This window comes from Bradyrhizobium sp. LA6.1, from assembly GCF_040547805.1.
Taxonomy (GTDB): domain Bacteria; phylum Pseudomonadota; class Alphaproteobacteria; order Rhizobiales; family Xanthobacteraceae; genus Bradyrhizobium; species Bradyrhizobium barranii.
In genome coordinates, this window is record NZ_JBEPQK010000025.1 from 18,672 (window position 1) to 35,562 (window position 16,891).

At 60.9% G+C, this 16,891-nt stretch carries 19 protein-coding genes and 1 pseudogene; 6 read left to right on the top strand and 14 right to left on the bottom strand.

Annotation, left to right across the window (positions count from 1 at the left end; translation table 11 throughout):
- Positions 1-66 precede the first annotated feature (66 nt).
- Entirely contained in the window at positions 67-1,449 is a 1,383-nt protein-coding gene (gene ltrA, locus ABIB99_RS39315; RefSeq protein WP_354116469.1) for a group II intron reverse transcriptase/maturase, read from the bottom strand.
- 597 nt (positions 1,450-2,046) lie between these two features.
- On the opposite strand from ltrA, the gene ABIB99_RS39320 reads away from it, so the two are divergent.
- Positions 2,047-2,511 (top strand): tyrosine-type recombinase/integrase, encoded by a 465-nt coding sequence (locus tag ABIB99_RS39320; protein WP_354116468.1) that lies wholly within the window; start codon positions 2,047-2,049, stop codon positions 2,509-2,511.
- A gap of 4 nt (positions 2,512-2,515) precedes the next feature.
- Here the strand turns inward: ABIB99_RS39320 and ABIB99_RS39325 are convergent, their stop codons facing one another.
- Together ABIB99_RS39325 and ABIB99_RS39330 are read right to left on the bottom strand one after the other, a co-directional pair.
- On the bottom strand, positions 2,516-3,199 hold the full coding sequence (locus ABIB99_RS39325) for a DNA-primase RepB domain-containing protein (protein ID WP_354116467.1): 684 nt from the start codon (positions 3,197-3,199) through the stop codon (positions 2,516-2,518).
- A gap of 104 nt (positions 3,200-3,303) precedes the next feature.
- Positions 3,304-3,492: a helix-turn-helix transcriptional regulator gene (locus ABIB99_RS39330; protein WP_247447555.1), complete on the bottom strand. Its 189-nt coding sequence runs from the start codon at positions 3,490-3,492 to the stop codon at positions 3,304-3,306.
- A 279-nt stretch (positions 3,493-3,771) separates the two neighbouring features.
- Between ABIB99_RS39330 and ABIB99_RS39335 the strand changes: the two genes are divergently transcribed.
- Together ABIB99_RS39335 and ABIB99_RS39340 are read left to right on the top strand one after the other, a co-directional pair.
- Positions 3,772-3,984 (top strand): hypothetical protein, encoded by a 213-nt coding sequence (locus ABIB99_RS39335; protein WP_354116466.1) that lies wholly within the window; start codon positions 3,772-3,774, stop codon positions 3,982-3,984.
- A gap of 12 nt (positions 3,985-3,996) precedes the next feature.
- Positions 3,997-5,055, top strand: a pseudogene (locus ABIB99_RS39340) (recombinase family protein); the annotation flags it as partial.
- A 621-nt stretch (positions 5,056-5,676) separates the two neighbouring features.
- On the opposite strand, the gene ABIB99_RS39345 reads toward ABIB99_RS39340, so the two are convergent.
- The 4 genes from ABIB99_RS39345 to ABIB99_RS39360 form a co-directional block, all read right to left on the bottom strand.
- Positions 5,677-6,561 (bottom strand): relaxase/mobilization nuclease domain-containing protein, encoded by an 885-nt coding sequence (locus ABIB99_RS39345; protein WP_354181100.1) that lies wholly within the window; start codon positions 6,559-6,561, stop codon positions 5,677-5,679.
- 189 nt (positions 6,562-6,750) lie between these two features.
- On the bottom strand, positions 6,751-7,269 hold the full coding sequence (locus tag ABIB99_RS39350; RefSeq protein ID WP_354121719.1) for a MobC family plasmid mobilization relaxosome protein: 519 nt from the start codon (positions 7,267-7,269) through the stop codon (positions 6,751-6,753).
- Between the two features lie 421 nt (positions 7,270-7,690).
- Positions 7,691-8,668, bottom strand: coding sequence for a ParB/RepB/Spo0J family partition protein (locus tag ABIB99_RS39355; RefSeq protein WP_354116462.1), 978 nt, complete (start codon positions 8,666-8,668; stop codon positions 7,691-7,693).
- The gene (locus tag ABIB99_RS39360) at positions 8,658-9,419 is read right to left on the bottom strand and encodes a ParA family protein (RefSeq protein WP_354121720.1); all 762 of its coding nucleotides are present in this window, start codon (positions 9,417-9,419) and stop codon (positions 8,658-8,660) included. The genes ABIB99_RS39355 and ABIB99_RS39360 overlap by 11 nt, the downstream gene beginning before the upstream one ends.
- 597 nt (positions 9,420-10,016) lie before the next feature.
- Here ABIB99_RS39360 and ABIB99_RS39365 point away from each other — a divergent pair.
- Both ABIB99_RS39365 and ABIB99_RS39370 read left to right on the top strand, forming a co-directional pair.
- Positions 10,017-10,277: a WGR domain-containing protein gene (locus ABIB99_RS39365; protein ID WP_354121721.1), complete on the top strand. Its 261-nt coding sequence runs from the start codon at positions 10,017-10,019 to the stop codon at positions 10,275-10,277.
- Between the two features lie 104 nt (positions 10,278-10,381).
- Complete coding sequence (locus tag ABIB99_RS39370; RefSeq protein ID WP_354121722.1) at positions 10,382-10,681, top strand: HU family DNA-binding protein; 300 nt, start codon at positions 10,382-10,384, stop codon at positions 10,679-10,681.
- 18 nt (positions 10,682-10,699) lie between these two features.
- Here ABIB99_RS39370 and ABIB99_RS39375 read toward each other — a convergent pair whose 3' ends face one another.
- The 3 genes from ABIB99_RS39375 to ABIB99_RS39385 form a co-directional block, all read right to left on the bottom strand.
- Positions 10,700-10,843, bottom strand: a complete 144-nt coding sequence (locus tag ABIB99_RS39375; protein ID WP_354121723.1) for a hypothetical protein — start codon at positions 10,841-10,843, stop codon at positions 10,700-10,702.
- A gap of 63 nt (positions 10,844-10,906) precedes the next feature.
- Entirely contained in the window at positions 10,907-11,218 is a 312-nt protein-coding gene (locus ABIB99_RS39380; RefSeq protein ID WP_354121724.1) for a DUF736 domain-containing protein, read from the bottom strand.
- 711 nt (positions 11,219-11,929) lie between these two features.
- Complete coding sequence (locus ABIB99_RS39385) at positions 11,930-12,112, bottom strand: hypothetical protein (protein WP_354121725.1); 183 nt, start codon at positions 12,110-12,112, stop codon at positions 11,930-11,932.
- A gap of 138 nt (positions 12,113-12,250) precedes the next feature.
- On the opposite strand from ABIB99_RS39385, the gene ABIB99_RS39390 reads away from it, so the two are divergent.
- Positions 12,251-12,451, top strand: a complete 201-nt coding sequence (locus ABIB99_RS39390; protein ID WP_354116457.1) for a hypothetical protein — start codon at positions 12,251-12,253, stop codon at positions 12,449-12,451.
- 139 nt (positions 12,452-12,590) lie between these two features.
- Here the strand turns inward: ABIB99_RS39390 and ABIB99_RS39395 are convergent, their stop codons facing one another.
- The 4 genes from ABIB99_RS39395 to repA form a co-directional block, all read right to left on the bottom strand.
- On the bottom strand, positions 12,591-13,010 hold the full coding sequence (locus ABIB99_RS39395; protein WP_247316018.1) for a hypothetical protein: 420 nt from the start codon (positions 13,008-13,010) through the stop codon (positions 12,591-12,593).
- Between the two features lie 104 nt (positions 13,011-13,114).
- Complete coding sequence (gene repC / locus ABIB99_RS39400) at positions 13,115-14,347, bottom strand: plasmid replication protein RepC (protein WP_354121726.1); 1,233 nt, start codon at positions 14,345-14,347, stop codon at positions 13,115-13,117.
- Between the two features lie 263 nt (positions 14,348-14,610).
- Positions 14,611-15,642: a plasmid partitioning protein RepB gene (gene repB / locus ABIB99_RS39405; protein ID WP_354121727.1), complete on the bottom strand. Its 1,032-nt coding sequence runs from the start codon at positions 15,640-15,642 to the stop codon at positions 14,611-14,613.
- Positions 15,627-16,829 (bottom strand): plasmid partitioning protein RepA, encoded by a 1,203-nt coding sequence (gene repA / locus ABIB99_RS39410; RefSeq protein ID WP_247315821.1) that lies wholly within the window; start codon positions 16,827-16,829, stop codon positions 15,627-15,629. Before repA ends, repB begins: the two co-directional genes overlap by 16 nt.
- Positions 16,830-16,891 lie beyond the last annotated feature (62 nt).

A 16,891-nucleotide genomic window follows, 5' to 3' on the forward strand; every position in this document is an offset into this window, starting at 1 on the left:
GTCTCGCGACGCCACCCCTCCCACACCACCGGGCATACGGGTCCGTACCACGGCGGTTCGATCGAATTAAGCCGGCACAGGCATGAAGATTCGGGGGAGACCAAGAGAGTCGAACACATGATTTCGTAGGGCGTGTTGAACCGCCGGGTGTCCGGACATGCGCCAGAGTCCAGTCGGTGAACCGGCAGCGACCGATGCGGCGAACTTCGCGATGCCGAAGCGGCGAAGCTCCGTGAATCGGTTATGCCCGTTCCGCCATTGCCGGCAGAGATACAAACGCAGTCTCCGGCGGATCCAGGCTTCCAGGTTCGTTAGCACGCGCGGGGTCTGACAGAAGCCGAAGTACCCGCGCCATCCGATGAGGTATGGCGTGAGGTCTGCGACCATCTGCTGCAAGCTGATCCCTCGCGTCCGGCATGTGATTTCCCGGATTCGGTTTTTGAACTTGTCGAGGGCTTTCGGCGCAATGCGTCGCTCGCTCCCGTCATTCGCAATGCTGAATCCGAGAAATTTACGTTCCTCGGGTCGCGCCACCGCGCTTTTGGCCTCGTTGACTTTCAAGCGGAGCTTGTCGGTCAGGAACCGGCTTATCGAGGCCCTCACCCTCTCGCCGGCGTGGTGGCTACGAACATAGATGTTGCAGTCATCCGCGTAACGGCAGAACCGGTGACCACGTCGAGCCAATTCCTTGTCGAGATCGTCGAGCACGATATTACTGAGGAAGGGCGAGAGCGGACCGCCTTGCGGGGTCCCTTCGTCCACCGGTCGGACCAAACCATCTTCCAATACCCCGGCATTCAGGAATGCCCGGATAAGCTTGAGCACGCGTTTATCGGGTATCCGTGCGGCGACGCGCGACATCAGGATGTCGTGGTTGACTCGGTCGAAAAATCTTTCCAAATCGAGATCAACCACTACGTTGTAGCCATCGGCGACGTAACGCTGTGCCTGGGCTACAGCCTGGTGGGCGGACCGCCCCGGCCGAAATCCGAAACTGTGCTCCGAAAACGTCGGATCCCATCGCTCTTGGAGAACTTGCAACATAGCTTGTTGAATCAGGCGGTCGACGACACAGGGGACGCCGAGTTTCCTGACCCCGCCATCCGGCTTCGGGATTTCGACCCGCTTAACCGGCTGCGGCCGATAGTTTCCGTCGAGCAGTTGAGACCGAGTGTTTGGCCAGTGCTGACGCAGGAACGCCTTAGCGTCGTCGATGGTCATCCCATCAACGCCGGGGCTTCCCTTGTTCCTTTTAACACGCTTCCATGCTCTTTCGAGGTTCTCTCGGTCGCACACCTCCTCCATCAGTTGTTCTGTGAAAGCCGAGTTTTCGGTAGCTGATTTCGCCATGAATGGTTCGGTCTCCTCGTCACCGTGCGCCGGGGCTTCACCCCGGTCCTTCGGTTCCAAGGCCAGCACTTGCTGGTTGTTCTGCCGCTTTCTATTCACGAGATACCAGTCCTACTTGCTCTCTCAATCGTTCGGGCCTTCAGCCATCGTTTCCGGCTCCGCCTATCTGTTTCTCCGCCTTTCGGCCTTGGAGTGCCTCAATAGCTTTGCCGACAGCCTGACCTAATACGCCCTCAGCTGACTTCTGCCCGGCGGTCAGACGGCCTCGCGGTCGTCTCAGTCGCCCGAGGGCGACACCGGGCAGATCTCCCGGGGTAAGCTCAATCGCCTTCGGTGCACAACCGCCGGATCTACGCTTCGCATCCTTGATGGATCTGGACTTCGCGATGTGTCGCCCGCTCGTCCGACGCTTGCGCCTCATATCCGGTTTTTGTTCATCGGCTCGCACCTTTGATCCACGCTTCCTTCAGACCCCGCCTCGCGACGGCAGCCCTTGCGTTTCACTAACCCTTCACCTCCATCAGGTTGGGTGGAAGACTTTCACTTCCGAGCTATTGAGCATGCCCGGCACACGACTAAACCGCTCGCGCGGTAGGGCACTGCGGCGGGCGTCGGGGGCAAAGGGATAGCGCAACGGGGCGTCCTGTCTTGAGATCGAGGGGTTTCGACAACCTCACTCAAGACAGGAGCATCCCCATGACCGACGAGGCCATGAGCCCATTGCGGCGGCGCATGATCGAAGACATGACGATCCGCAAGTTAGCGCCGAAGACCCAACATGACTACGTGCAGAGGGTCAAGAACTTCGCTGCGTTCCTCGGGCGATCACCCGATATGGCGAGCTTCGAGGACGTGCGCCGCTACCAGCTGCATCTGGCGGCGAGCGGCGTTGGTGTACCGACCATCAACCAGACCGTATCGACGCTGCGTTTCTTTTTCAGGGTCACGCTCAGGCGCTACGATATCGTCGAGCACACGCATTTCATTCGCGAGCCGCGCAAGCTGCCGGTGGTGCTCAGCCCTGAGGAAGTGGCGCGGCTGCTCGATGCCGCACCCGGGCTCAAGTACAAGGCGGCGCTGAGCGTGGCCTCTACGGCGCCGGCCTGCGCGCCACCGAGGTCATCTCGCTCAAAATCTCCGACATCGACAGCAAGCAAATGATCATTCACGTCGAGCAGGGCAACCACTCCTCCAGCTCTGCGAGGTCATAGCGCCGCTCGGGATGCAGCTCGATGATCTCAACCGGCACCATCTCGCCGTTTTTGCTGTTGTGGGTGCCGGGCAGACGCATCACGCGTGAGACCTCGCACACAGCAAGATCGCCGGCCATCACTTCGGCGAGCTGGCGATAGAATGCCTCCAGGCGCTCCCTGTTCTCCTGGGTGTCGACCGGTTCCTTGAAGAAGTAATAGACGTGGAAGCCGTTGCCGGAGAACACGATCGCGCTCGGCTGATACTTCAACCGCTTGAGCTGCTTCAGCACCTCGCCGCGCGGGTCGGCGCCGAGCCCGTCGACACCCTTGAAGTCGATGTCGGTGTGGCCGGCGTTGGTCTCCTTGCAATTCTCCTTGTTGCGCTTCTGCGTGCCCTCGCGCTGGGTCGAGACGCAAACGAACATGCCGCGCCCGTTGATGTCCCACTTCTCCATGAAGCCTTGGACGTGCACGAAATTGCGGCCGATGATGTGGCGCTCGGCGCCCTCTACGCGCTCATTGGTGAACGAGCAGATGTAAGCCGGCCCGGTGGCGTTGGCGAGGAGTGCTTTCAGGAAGTCGATCGGGCCGATGGCCTGCGGGTTCGTGCTGCTGGCTTGCGCGCACGCGGGCGCCCTTGTATCAGTGACTAACATTCTAAAATTCCTGAGAGGACGATTGAGAGGCGGCTGGCAGGCCGCCTTTTTCTTTCCGCGACTAGGCCACGCTGTCGACCGCGACCTGCGTCGCAACCTTGCGCCTAGCGCCGTGCAATCGCGGCACTGACCCAACCCTCAATCTCGGTGGCAACCCAACCCACGCGCTTGGCGCCGATCGGAACGCGTCTCGGGAATTTTCCCTCAGCTTCGAGACGATCGATGTACCGGCGACCGAAGGGAACGCCGTGGTCGTGCAGTTCAGGAAATAACAACAGCTTGCGAACTGACATGGTCGTGCTCCTGTTTCTAGAGTAAGCACGCCAATCCATTTGGACGTGCGCCCTGTTACGTCAGGACGCATCCTAACTAGACCTAATTCGCGCTTTGAGAAGTGAGTTATGAACAAGCACGTCGTCATGAGGCGACGTGCTGGTTCATAAGTCATCTTCGGCTGAACGGCGGGATCATCGCGCCGAAAGGTGTGTTTTGAACAGGCAGCAGCGGCGAGCAGCATGTTCTGGTTCATAAGTGGATTCTGCGAAGCAGTGCACTTTGCTTGATGCTTCCTGGTGGAGCGCAATCATCAGGATGATGAGTCGTTGACGCTAGATCGCCCGTTGCGGGCGCCGGCCGCGATTGCGCCTGACGGCAGCATGACTCCTATAATACCGCTGGATCGGCCCGACGAGGCTATTCTCCGCTATGTGCGGGAGCTTGCCAAACGGCTGGCACGAGAGGATCATCAGGTCGAGATCGCGACCCGCCAAGCATCCAACCTGTGACGAGCGAAGACGATGATCCGCGCCGCCATTTACGCCCGCTTCTCCTCCGACCTGCAAAGCGACAAGTCGATCGACGATCAAGTTGCATCGTGCCGCGACCTTTGCAGTCGCGAGGGCATGGCGGTGATCTCGACGTTTGAGGATCGGGCCATCTCAGGCACCGGCGCGATCAACCGTCCCGGCTTCCAAGCCTTGATGCGCGCCGCCGAGGCACGGCTATTCGACGTGATTGTCGCCGAGGATTTGGATCGCGTTTTTCGCGATCAGGCCGACTATCACACTGCCCGCAAGCATCTCGATCACCTTGGCGTGTCACTGCACACCGTGTCTGGCAAGGTCGGCAAGCTCGACGGCGCGTTGCGTGCGCTGATGTCAGAGATGTTCATCGAGAACCTCGTGATCCACACGCGTCGCGGTCTTGAGGGAGTGATCCGCGATGGCCGCCATGCCGGTGGTCGCGCATACGGCTATCGGTCTGTTGCTGGTAACCCGGGCGAGTTGGAGATCGTCGAGCAAGAAGCCGAGATCGTTCGCCAGATTTTCGCCGATTACATCTCGGGCAAGACGCCGCGCATGATCGCGAACGATCTCAACAAGCGCGGTGTGCGGCCGCCGCGTGGGCGCCATTGGAACGCATCAACGATTAACGGCAACGTGTCGCGCGGCGGCGGGCTGATCCTGAACGATTTGTATGCCGGCAGGATCATCTGGAACAAAGTCCGCATGATCAAGGACCCGGTGACACGCAAGCGTCTCTCGCGCCCGAATCCAAAGGATCAATACAAGATCGTCGAGGCGCCGCATCTGCGCATCGTTGATGATGCGACATTCAGGGGCGCGCAAGCTGTCAAGTCTGAGCGCCGCCGTGACGCCACACCGGCGAACGCGCAAAAGGCGCGCGCGCCGAAGCGGGTCTTTTCTGGTTTGATCAGGTGCGGCTCGTGCGGCGGCGGCATGGCGTCAATCGGCAGCGACGCGAAAGGTCTCCGCTTGCAGTGCTCAACCCATAGGGAAAGCGGATCGTGCGGAAATGGTCGCCGCGTTTATCTCGACGACATCGAGGCGCTCGCCATCAAGGGGCTCCGCCAGCACCTCATGCATCCCGAGGTGATCACCGAATTTGTCGACGCCTATAACGCCGAGCGCAAGCGGCTCAAGAAAGAGGCGACTACTGAACGCGCGCAGTTGGAACGGCGGCTCGGCGAGATCGGGCGCGAGATGAAGCGTATCGTTGACTCTATCGTTGTCACCGGCATGCCGCCTGAACAGTTCGTCGCCCGGATGCAGGAGCTTGAGGCTGAGAAGGCCAAGGTCATCGCCGGGCTCGATGCCGCCAAGGAAAGCGACAATGTCATCGCCCTGCACCCCAAGGCGCTCGATCGTTACAAGCGCGCTGTTGTGGAACTAGCCGGCGAGTTCAAGCGCGGCACACCGACCGAGTTTGCGACCATCCGCGAGCTGGTGACGGCGATCATCGTGCATGCCAGCCCGAGCCGACCGGGCGGTGCTGGAACCAAAGCCAACACTGAGGATGACCGGAGTGTGCGGATCGACATCAAGGGGCGCCTTGCCGCCCTTTGCGGCAATTCGGGCCTGTTTCCAAACATGGCTATGTCGGGGGGAACGTTGGTAGCGGGGGGGGGGGAGAGGGACTCGAACCCCCGACCCCAGGATTATGATTCCTACGCTCGCTCATCTGGTCCGGTCATTGCCTCTTGTTTGGTGGCGCTCCTCTGGATCGACGCCCTGCTCCGCGCCGCGGCGCCGGCTACTGGCAAGCTCCGAAAGCTCATTCTTCAGCGCATGCCGACGGGTTTCGACAGCAGGCATGTCATGGACGAATTGGCGAACCTGGCGCGCGAGCTCGTGATCTGCTGCCACGCCAGAGCGCTGTAGCTCGGCGGCATAGTCGAGATATCGCTGCCGGATCGCATCCTGACGTGACTTAATCTTTTCGTCCCAAGGATGTTTCACAGCCTTGCCGCCCCTCACCTCCGAAAGCACATCCGTGCGGGCGAACCGATCGACATCGGGCGTGATCTTTCGCTTGCGCAAAGCGAGCACCGGCCCGCGATCAGCCTTTCGAACCCGTCCGCGTGTTCGCCGCGGCGTTGCCTCCGCCGCAATCCCGCGCAGCCGGAGTTCGCCAGCAAACCGCTCCCGCCAGGCCTGAAGATCCGCCTTGCGAGGGTTGAGGCGCTTGCCGTCATGGCCCAGCGACCGAACGGTCAAGTGCACGTGGGGATGCCTGTCGTCGAGGTGCTGGACGAAGACGTAGTCGTGATTGCCCCCGAACGTCTCGATGGCAAATGCCCGAGCCGCATCCTTGACGGCAACGGCATCGGTGCCAGCCGGCATCGACAGAATGATGTTGATCGAAAGCGAACCATCGCGGCGGCGCTTGTCGTCGAGACCGGCATCATCCTCCCAGCGTTGCTGCAGGTCTTTCAATCCGGAACGACCCGCCAGCGTCGCGCCCTGCTCTGTTTCCGCATCGAGCTCACCGTTTCGCGTGATGTATGCCAGGTGCGACTTGAGGTGCGCCACGCCCTTGGTGCGGCCGGTGATCTTGACCATCACCTCTGGTGCTCGGCCTACGATGCGCTCGAGCTTTGCACGCATCGCCGGCGTAAGGCGGCCGGGAGCGGCCGGATCGGGGATATCCCACTCCGCCCGCCGTGGGCGCCGATTCGGCGTTTCCCAGACATACGAGATCGGCGGAAGTTCGGGGGCCAGGTCGGCCGGCCGAGGGGAGGAGCGCCCGACTCATCGCCGCCCATCCCAATAATCCGCGTTGCCATGTAGCGCATCCCGTAATTGCGCGAGCTCTCTTTCGATGACCAATTTGGCTTCTTGAATTGCGGCCAGATCGGGCTCAACCGCCCTGCCCTGCAGCACACTGGCGTTTGCGGCGCGCGCGATCTGGTTGATGTTGCCGCCGATCCGGTTGAGCTCGCGAACGATCGCGCGAAGCGCCTCGTGCTCACTCGGAGAATGTTGCACTGGTGACGCCAATCTCGAGCGCACCAGCGCGACGATCCAGCCGGTTCGGGTCATGCCGCGCCGATGTGACACCTCCGCGAGCTGCAGCATCTCGCTCTGGCGAAATCGCACCGTCACCTTCTCCGGTCGTCCAACAGGCAACGCCAAGATGCGCGGGACTGGTGCAGCTAGTGCCTCAGCAATGAGACGCCGCAACAACGTGGATTTGCCGCCCTGGGTAGCCGCAAAAGCTGAGAACTCCTCCGCGACTTCGTCGGAGACGCGAAGCGAGATCAGAGCCATGCTGTCCAATCCCAATCGCGATGTAATACATCGCTGGCGCGAAGCCTATCCTGCACTAGAAAACGCGAAACCTTCCACCCCCTCCGTGTTGGTTCAAACCAACATACTCGGCATCCACAGCTAGGCAGGTGCTGCAGGTGAGGCCGAACCCAGCGGGCGATCGATGCAAGGTATTCCTCTTGGAATGATGCAGCCGTCGCTGCTAATCCTTGTCCACGAATGCCGTGCGCGCGGATCGGCAACATTGGCACCGAATATGTGGACCGCGGCTTTCCAGCAGCCTCCGGCCTCTCTACAGCGCTGCGGGGGGCGCGTTCGGCCTCCGGCTGCTGCGCTGACGCGCCATCCTTCGGATGGGAAATCCGCTCCGCCGGCGCACCAACTGGAGCAGCGTTTCTGAGGGGGCTGTCTAAGACCAGCTTCATGCGACAAGGATCTCTTCGATTGTGATGGTCGATGCTAGAACCTCTTCCGCCTCTTCTGCGCCATCAACCAGCAGTACTGCGTGCCGTGAGCCTTGAGACGCGAGTCGATTGACCAGAAGACAGCCAGTGCGACCTTGGTGACGCACTCTGATCGTCAGTGATGGACTCTTTCGCTGGTACCGATCGACCGAATAGTTAGGGGGCTTTTTCGCGATCGCTGTCACACGGTCTGTCTCTCTGCGTCGCAATGCCACTTGCGGCGCTATCGAGGTTCGTGCGGGTTGAGCTCCAGGGGGTCCTTCGCCATCAGCAGGGGCGCCGCCGGCTTCGCTGCGAATTTTGCGGGCCAGCTGACGAGCGTGGGCGTCAGTGAAGCTCTCCTGTGCTTCGCATAAAGTCTCGATGGCGTTGGGCTGCTCACGCCAAGCCTGGTAGAGTTCATACACAGCACGGATTGATGAGCCGGCAAGCTTCGACCGGAGGAACTCCGGCATGCTCTGGACCGACGCGTAACGAGACACCCAGTCCCTGGGCTTACCGAGCTTGCGCGAGATGTCAGCTTGGTTGTCACCCTGCCCCAAGCGGTCCGCGATGAATGCCGCAATTTCGGGAGCATTGAGGTCATCGCGCTGGATATTCTCGATCATCTGAGCATAACGATCCGCAGACCCAACGGCATGAATGAAGGCCGGGATGTCACGGAGCCCGGCGCGCTTCGCAGCACGATACCGCCTCGCACCCATGACGATCATGTATCGGCCTTCCTCGATCGCTTGCCTCAGGACGATCGGTTGCAGCACACCATGCTGAAGGACCGATTCCGCAAGCTCCTCGAGCTTCTGTTCGTCGAAGCTGCGACGGGGCTGGTCCGGATCTTCGTCAATACGGTCGATGGGGATGCAAATCGGTTGCCCGATTGCAGCACCATCTTCCGCGGCGTCGATGAGCTGCTTAAAGCTGAGATCAAGCGCCATGTGCCGGCTCGTCCATCTGCGCGACGATCTTGGCGAGAACCTCGCGGATTTCCCGACCCGCCTCCTGCGCGGAGCGGCGCTTCAGCTTCCAGACCGGCAGGCGTTCCGCAACGGCCTCAGCGTAGCCGTCCCTTGCAACGATCTGGCCCGGGAACACATATTTGCCCGCCTCGCGCAAGAGTTGCTCAAGATGCGTCCTTTGACGGGGCGATTTCGTGTTGAAGTTAGAAGGCAGCAACCCGAGGAACTTCGTATCCTGGCGGCCATAGCGTCTCTGCACGCCAATCACGGTCTGCATCAGACCTTTGACGCCCTTGATCGAATAGTCCTCTAGATAGATGGGGGCGAGCACATGCGACGCCGCAACCAAGCAGCCGACACTGCGCAGCCCAAGTGATGGCGGCGTGTCGATGACGCAGGCATCGAACTGACCCGACGCGACAGCGAGGTTCTCTTGCAGAGTCGTTATGGCGGCCGCATTGCTGCGATCCAGATCGGTCAGCGAGCTATCGGCCGGCGCGAGCGTTAGGGACTCGTCTTCCCGAGGCACGACCCGTATCCCCGGCTTGAACAGATCCGCGGCTAACGTTGAACCAGCGTAGTGCCTCAACGTATCCGACGCATTGCTCTGCGCATCAACGTCGATCACCAGAACGCGGAGATTCGCTTCCGCCATGAACCAGGCCAAATGCACAGCAAGCGTCGTCTTGCCGACCCCGCCCTTTTGATTGTTGATGACAATGGTCTTCATCTTAAGGTCCGAAAAAGGTCTAACGGCGCTGGGGTCATATCCTCGTCCATCATGTCGTTGGGGATGTTGGTTTGAACCAACAGCGATCGCGAATCCGAACGTGGGAACGATCCCGGAATTCATCCGGCGAATCCCCTGCCAGAAGTGGCAGGTCAGCCGATAGCCATCGAGGGAATTTCTGACGAAGCGAGACGGGAATCGTACTCGTTGCTCGGCGCTCTGCGACACGCTCGCGAGAGGATCGTCACGCGAAGGCCGCTTGTGGGCTCCGGGAGCGTCGCCGCGGCGGCGCGAGTAGAGCCGTCCCCGAAAGGGGCTCGCCCAAGCAGGCAAGGCTCTAAGAGCCGCAGGAACCTTTGAATTTAAGAGCCGATCTCTTGCGGGCGGCTGTTGTGATCAGGACTGGCGCAATTGCAAGCTAAGCATTGCGACGCGCGTCCCGATCGCGAAGTCTACGTCGAGGAGAGATTCTATTCGGCAATAGGACGGGTCGCAGCATTTCCGGCGAAATGGACCTATCGATAAAATGAATCGATCTGCCCGGTCGATTCATAAAACTCATTGGACGCCGTTTCCCTCGGAAGCGAGAATCTGTCCGTGCCGAAACCCGAACCAGAACCGCTTCATCTGCGCCGCATCGATGCCGCGCGCAATATGCGGCGGTTTTATGCGCTGTCCACGCAGCCCACCTTGTTCGGAGAAATTTCGCTGATCCGCAATTGGGGCCGGATCGGTACGAGTGGCAAGACCATGGTGCAGACCTTCGATGGTCGTGCGGAGGCGATCGAAGCATTCGCACGCCTGGAGCGCGTAAAGCGGAGGCGCGGCTACGCTGCCGCGGACGGGAAAATGTCATAGCCTGACAATTTTTAGGGGATTACACCTCCTTTGATGCCGGCTCTATCTGTTCCACGGCCTTGATGTCAGACGAGCAAAATCGAAACAAGACGGAAGCTCGTCCCATGACAACTGCCAATGAGATCGCCGAAAAGATCGCAGCCGAGAACGACCTGACAAAGGTTCAGGCAAAAACCATCGTCGATAACGTGTTCAAGGCGATCGCTGATGCGGCCGTGAGCGGAGCCGAGACGAGCCTTCCCGGGTTCGGCAAGTTCAAGGATAGCCCCGCTCGTGAGGGCCGCAATCCGTCGACCGGCGCAACGATTGCGATCGCAGCTTCCAGGAAGCTGACTTTTACGCCCGCCAAAGCCATCAAGGACGGTCTCAACGGAGGAACGATCCCTAACGACGGAGCATCGTAAGACGCGGAACGAGGGGGCTTATGCCCCCTCCTCGGCTGCGAGCGCTTCGTCGCGTTGACGGATGAGTTCGGCCAGTTCGGCCTCGAGCGCCTTGCGCTCCGCTGGCGTGAACACGCATTCGCGCAGCTCGGCGCGCAATTCTTCAATGGTGTCGACAGTCATGATCGCATCTCCGGTAGAAGGAAAGCCGGCCCCGCCTTGCGGCGGAGCCGACTTTCTGGAGCCTCAGTCCCGGTTCGGCCGGGACCAGATCAGTTGGAGGCCTTCCGCACCTTCGACCTCGATCAGGGTGGCGTAGATCGGAGCCGGGAAGCTCGGATCGTCCAGCTTGACGGAGAGGTAGTCGCGCTCGGTGTCCTTGGCGGTCTTCTGCCAAGCGGCGCCCAGCTCGACGCTGCCGGAGTAGATGCGGAAGTGCGGGCCCTTGTCGAAAGGGTTGTCGACGCGGATCAGCTTGGCCTTGACGTTGAGGTTGAGCGTCTTGATGGCGCCGGAGAAGCCATTGCCCGTGGAGGTGAAGGTGCCGATGGTAGCCATTGTCTCATATCCTTGGTTTTCTCGGGCCGCCCCTATCGCGACCTCGATGGCGGTCGTGAGACCGGAGGCGATCGACCTGCACCCAAAGGGCCGAAATGAAATGGAGGGCGGCCGGCGGCGACTTTCTTGGAGCGCGAGGAATGGTGCGCAGCGCCAGGGGAAGAAAGTCGAGGACGGTCGTTGCAGGGACAAGATCGAGAGCCCGCCAAGCGGGATCGCCCTTCGGTCAGACCAGCCCCTATCGAGGACGCTGATGGGTGCGCCCATCGCGAAAACACATGGAATGAAGACAGGCGGCCCTAGTCGGTTCGGCCATTCGCATCTCAAGGCAACGAGCGTCGCAGCGAAACGTAGTTCACCTTAAGCAGGCCACCTAAGCGCCACGTCACCACCCGCAATGGAAACCGTCGCTGTCAGCAACGTCGGCGCACCTTCGAACTCGTCGCAACATCGATAACGAGGCTGGCGACATACTCGCCATCTGGATGCGACCCCGCCCCCGCATCCGTGCGCCCGGCACGCCCTGCGCGGCGTGAAACAGATGCTGGCGTCGCTGGACATGCCGGCCTGCGAGTCCGGGACGATTTCGCCGGCACGCTAGATGGAACGAAGCTGGGCGTTCGGGTTGCAACGCAACAGCGTTGGAGAGGGCTGTGAGCACAATCGGCCTCTGCAGCAATCCGGCTGCCCGGCTCGATTTTAACTCGAACGTTACTTGGCCGGCGCTCGCAGCGGGCTTTCCGCCCACTTCCGGGCGGCGGGATCGCGCAGCGGATCGTCCTCGCAGACCGGGCAGAGGTAGCGCGGCCGGCCGGGCGCGACGTCGTCTGGCACGGCCGTCATCGGCTTGCCGCACTTCGGGCACAGCTTCCGGCTGAGGTAGAGCGGAGTCATGGTTTTTGCCTGCCGAGACCAGCTTAGTTCCGCGTGCGCCGCGAGCACAAGTAGATCGACGAAAATTACCAGACCGCTTGACGCGGAGCGCGTCTCACGCTGAAATCCGATTTTCAGTGATGTTGCGAGGGTGGCGTCGTGGAAGAATTTTACAGGGGCTTCGCGCAGCGGGCGCGCGATCTGGCGGAGAACGCGGACCCGTTCACGAAGCGGCGGCTACTCGACCTAGCCCAGCGATACGATCTCAAGAGCAGACCGGGAGCCCCGGGCGGTCGGCCCCTCCCGCCGCCGCGCGCGACGCCACCGACGGCGCTGTTTTCCGGCTCCGGCGAAGCTTGAGATAATCCCAGCGCGGCCCGGTCGTCGGTTTTCTATGTTTTCATCGACCGGTCCGGGTGTCGGCCGCGCGCGGTCGCGGTGCTCGCGTTAGTACAAGCTGGCCCTACAGCACTGAGCCGCGCACGCGCGCCGCGAAGGGTCATCGCCTGCGCCGCGCGATCTCGTCAGCGACCATGCCCTCCGCCCGCACCAGCCGTTCATGCAGAGTCTCGAACATATCGAGGATGTCATCATTGGGTTCATTCTTGCCCTGCTCGATGGCTTCGGCGACGAGCTCATCGAGAGGCGTCTCCTCCAATTGGCCTTTCTCCAAGAGCTCTTCAAACAGACTGGCGCTGCTCGGCTGCGGTTGGATGCGACCGTCGGAGTTGCACCAGACTGTGAATGTCTGAAGTCCCAGAACAGCGTGCTCGACCATCTCCGCATCCAACGGAATCAGCGTCCCCCAGGCCTCGCCCGCCTCGTCCGCGAACCCCGCCACGTACATCCGCGGCTCCGCGGCGCCTTCATCCCGAGGCTGGAAGAACGGCGTGAGGATGATTGGAGGGTGTTTTGCCATGACGATCTCTCCGAACGCTTTGCGTCGACCCGGCGCAGCAGCCGGATTAGCGCGGGTAATTTGATCACACGAAAAAGGCAACCTGGGAACGGCGCCTCATCGCCTTACGCCCGCTGCTTGTCTCGCCGGCGAGAATTGATCTGCGCCATCAGGATCGGGCCAAGCGAAAATTCGCCGACCTCGGCTTTTCGCGTCAGGCCGCGCAGATAACCGCCGGCGGAATTGATCGCCGTCCCGCGCTGCAGGATACACGCGACGACAATGGCGGCGGGCACCTCGCCCATGACCTTTTGAGCCTCCTCCCAGGCGCTCGGACTGATCCCCAGCATTGATCGTACGACGGCTGCTGTGGCCAGGAAATCGCGCCAGTTCGAAACCCCACCCTTCGCATAATCGACGATGTCAGGACACGCACTCAGGACCATTCCTAACGGATACGCCCCCTCCCCGACTCGCGAGGGTTGAGGTTTGGGCTCAGCTCCCGCCGCCCTGCCTTCTTGAAGGACAGGTTCAAGATCAATAGGGGCCTCTGGTTTTGAACTCTGTATGTGGCGCTCAGAATGGGACTCATTGGCGCTCGGATTCTTGGATTTGATGTGCTCTTCCAGAAGATTGAGTACGTCGTCGGCGAGCTGCGACAACTCGTCGGCTATCGGCTCGAGCTCCTGGCGCGTAGCCGTACGCGGAATCTGGTCGACGATCGCGCGGAAGGCAGCATGCACGACCTGCCAATCGGCAGGCCCCTGCCCTCCCCTTCGCGTCGGAACGGCTTCCTCGATGCCAGTTGCAATCATCTTCGCGATGTCGCGCCGGCAGAGCGTGATGCGCTCTCGTACGAGTTTGAGCGCGCGGGCCTCGGCTTCGATATCGGCCGCCAGGCTCTCGAACTCCTCCGAGCGCACGACCAGCGGCGACAGATCGAAGCCGAAGGCGAGCTCGATTTCGCCGGCATTGTCCTTCCGCGCATAGCGCTTGCCATTCGGACTGTCGCGCCGAACGATCAGGCCCGCGTCAACCAGCACTGCGAGATGACGCCGCAGCGTCGATGCCGGCATGCCGTGCGCTCGCCGAGTGAGTTGATGGTTCGAGGGGAAGACGATCAGATCATCCTCCCCCGTCAGGGCGGTTTCGGGATGGAAGGTCAGCAGCGCGTTTAGGACCGAGAGCGAACGCTCCGATACCCCAAGGCGCGGCCGCGCCGTGCAGATGGCGTGGAAGATCTTCCATTTGTGTACGATCTTTTCGGGAGGACGCTCCGTTGCGACCATCTGGCTTGTCACATGGGCAAGCGTCAGCGATCGCCGCCCAAAGGGCGTCGTTGGGGAGTGTGATTGCATGTCTTTGCCTCATGCGGGCAAAGAAAATCTGCTCGCCGAAACGGCGCCGTTGCTAAAGACGCTTGACTGCGATTCGCGAAAGTGATTCTCTGTCAGTCGCCAAACGTGACGAGAGAAGGCTTTCGGACGGAGACGTTCCGGGGGCCTTTTTTCTTTTCCGCTATGCTCCTACGGTTAGAGGACGGAAACGCGGGTACGCATCGCGCTGCCCGACCATGAGAGGTCCGGTCGGCGCCATATCCAAAGCGGCGACACGCGTGATGTCATTCATCGGTGCGCCCCTCGCGAAAAGATCGGTAGAGTTCCGGCAACCGCGAAATCACAAAGTCTCCAAACGCAGGCGCGGCCTTTTCGTCGAGCGCTAGCGTGACGCGACCTTCGCGACGTTCAATCTTCACAATCTTCTTGCCGTCGTCATCGGCCCAAGTTGTCGGCCGTGGAGCTTTTGGCTTGCGGGGCGCGAGCGCGGCGAACGCTATCGCGAACCGTTCATCGGAAGTGGCGCGCACAAAACGATCGCTAGCAATGCTGTCAGCCAATGCCTTTTGATCGTGGCGACCTACAATCCGCTCTGCGAGCTCCATCCAGCGCCGGCGGCCGGTCTTCGGCGCTGGCCCGATCGCATCGACTAGGCTCCGTGGAAGGGTCCGCGCGACAGTGATGAGGCGGGAGAGCTCCGTCTTGTCGACGCTGAGCGCCGCCATGATGATCTCACGTTTGAATCCACGATCCTCGAGAGCGGTGGCATATGTTGCCCGCTCAATGAAGGAGAGATCCTCCCGCTCACCATTCTCCTTGCCTTGTGCTACCACCAGGTCTTCGTCGCTGAGGTCACGAACCACGGCCCGCGCGGGGCGGCCAAGTTCGGCGAGCGCACGGACGCGACGATGGCCGTAGGCAATCTGAAACCGACCTGGGCTGGTCGGATGCGGGCGAAGGAGGATCGGAACCAGTTGCCCATTGGCGCGTATCGATTCGACGAGAGCGGAGTGCTTCTCGTCGACGCTCGTCATGCGATCCGGAACTATCGAGGCATCAATCAAATCTGGGGCGATTTCAACGACGGTTTGACCGGCGGTGAGTCGTTCGGTCAAGGCCTTGGCGGCATCGCGCTCCGCGGACAACATCTCGAGCGAACGGCTCATGGCACCGACTGCCCCGCGCGACCCGTGTGTTGGTTGGGATGGTCTCCAATTGTCGCTAGGCTCACCTGACGGCTGTTCGTTGACCGCGGTCAACTTGTCGTCCATCAGCTCAGCAAGCAGGTTTTTTCGACCCATTAGGCCCTCCCCCATGCAGCCTGGATAAGGCTTTGGATTTCGCCGTTGACGCTATCCAGCGATTCCATCGCGCGGTCGTAGGTAGCGCGTGTGAACTGATCGCGGCTGACCTCATAGAGCGTTTGCTTCGTGATGCCGGCGTCCGAGATCGCCGTACTTTTCAGCATCATATTGGTGACCATGCGGTCGCCAAACAGCGAGCGCATGAAGCCGACCATTTGGGCCTGCGGTCCATCGCCGGGCTCATAGCGCGTGACGAGATAGCGCATCCAATCGTAATTCATGTTGCCGCCCGCCTTGGCGACGACGGCAAGGAGGTCGGATGTCATGATTAGGAATTGGCACATCGACATGACATCGAGCATTTGCGGATGCACCGGAATCAGAATTGCGGTTGCTGCACAGAGCGCGGAGAGCGTGAGAAATCCAAGTTGAGGCGGACAATCGATCACGACGACGTCGTAACGGTCCTGGACCGTGGCGAGGGCACGCGCAACGCGGGCGAAGAAAAGCGGGTCACCCGACTGGCGCGCAGCTAAAGCTTTCGGGGTTTCATGTTCGAATTCCATCAGTTCGATATTGCCGGGAACAATGTCGAGCCCCAAAAAGTAAGTCTGCCGAATGATCTCATTCAGCTCGCGACGCGCGTCGTCATAGCGGATGGCGCCGTAGAGAGTTCCGTTCTCTTCGACGTCAAACTCTGGCTGATAGCCGTGCAGCGCGGAGAGCGAGGCCTGCGGATCGAGATCGATTGCGAGCACTCGATAGCCCTGCAGTGTGAGATGTTGAGCGAGATGCGCGGCGGTGGTGGTCTTACCCGATCCTCCCTTAAAATTAACGACGCCAATGACTTGCAACTGTTCGCCCGCGACGCGATGCGGTCGGTATCGGCGCACGCCCTTGCCGGATTCGTCGAGATAAGCACGAAGGCTTTGGATGTCCTCGAATGTGTACGATCTTCGACCCGATGGACTGGTGTCCGGCTGAGGGCCCCTACCCTCCAGCGACAATTGGCGGAGGTAACCGTCATTGATACCGACGAGTTTAGCGACTTCGCCAGATGTGAACCGGCGAAGATGCTTGCGTGCTTTTGGCGGGAACAGCTTCGTTCGGTGGGCGTGAAGTTTCGCGGATAGTTCCCGCGCGTCTGCCGCGATCGTATCGTGGATCGCCTGGGGTGCGGCAGATGGGATTGACGCCATCGCTTGTTGGTCGTTCAGGGCCACGGCTTTCTCGCGTAGTTACGAATTTCGGATGCAGGGCA

Excerpts from the sequence above, each read along its gene's own strand:
- ABIB99_RS39320 (WP_354116468.1), top strand. The coding sequence starts at position 2,047 with ATGACCGACGAGGCCATGAGCCCATTGCGGCGGCGCATGATCGAAGAC.
- ABIB99_RS39325 (WP_354116467.1), bottom strand. The coding sequence starts at position 3,199 with ATGTTAGTCACTGATACAAGGGCGCCCGCGTGCGCGCAAGCCAGCAGC.
- ABIB99_RS39330 (WP_247447555.1), bottom strand. The coding sequence starts at position 3,492 with ATGTCAGTTCGCAAGCTGTTGTTATTTCCTGAACTGCACGACCACGGC.
- ABIB99_RS39345 (WP_354181100.1), bottom strand. The coding sequence starts at position 6,561 with ATGGTCAAGATCACCGGCCGCACCAAGGGCGTGGCGCACCTCAAGTCG.
- ABIB99_RS39350 (WP_354121719.1), bottom strand. The coding sequence starts at position 7,269 with ATGGCTCTGATCTCGCTTCGCGTCTCCGACGAAGTCGCGGAGGAGTTC.
- ABIB99_RS39355 (WP_354116462.1), bottom strand. The coding sequence starts at position 8,668 with ATGGCGCTTGATCTCAGCTTTAAGCAGCTCATCGACGCCGCGGAAGAT.
- ABIB99_RS39360 (WP_354121720.1), bottom strand. The coding sequence starts at position 9,419 with ATGAAGACCATTGTCATCAACAATCAAAAGGGCGGGGTCGGCAAGACG.
- ABIB99_RS39370 (WP_354121722.1), top strand. The coding sequence starts at position 10,382 with ATGACAACTGCCAATGAGATCGCCGAAAAGATCGCAGCCGAGAACGAC.
- ABIB99_RS39375 (WP_354121723.1), bottom strand. The coding sequence starts at position 10,843 with ATGACTGTCGACACCATTGAAGAATTGCGCGCCGAGCTGCGCGAATGC.
- ABIB99_RS39380 (WP_354121724.1), bottom strand. The coding sequence starts at position 11,218 with ATGGCTACCATCGGCACCTTCACCTCCACGGGCAATGGCTTCTCCGGC.
- ABIB99_RS39385 (WP_354121725.1), bottom strand. The coding sequence starts at position 12,112 with ATGACTCCGCTCTACCTCAGCCGGAAGCTGTGCCCGAAGTGCGGCAAG.
- ABIB99_RS39395 (WP_247316018.1), bottom strand. The coding sequence starts at position 13,010 with ATGGCAAAACACCCTCCAATCATCCTCACGCCGTTCTTCCAGCCTCGG.
- repC (WP_354121726.1), bottom strand. The coding sequence starts at position 14,347 with ATGCAATCACACTCCCCAACGACGCCCTTTGGGCGGCGATCGCTGACG.
- repB (WP_354121727.1), bottom strand. The coding sequence starts at position 15,642 with ATGGGGGAGGGCCTAATGGGTCGAAAAAACCTGCTTGCTGAGCTGATG.
- repA (WP_247315821.1), bottom strand. The coding sequence starts at position 16,829 with ATGGCGTCAATCCCATCTGCCGCACCCCAGGCGATCCACGATACGATC.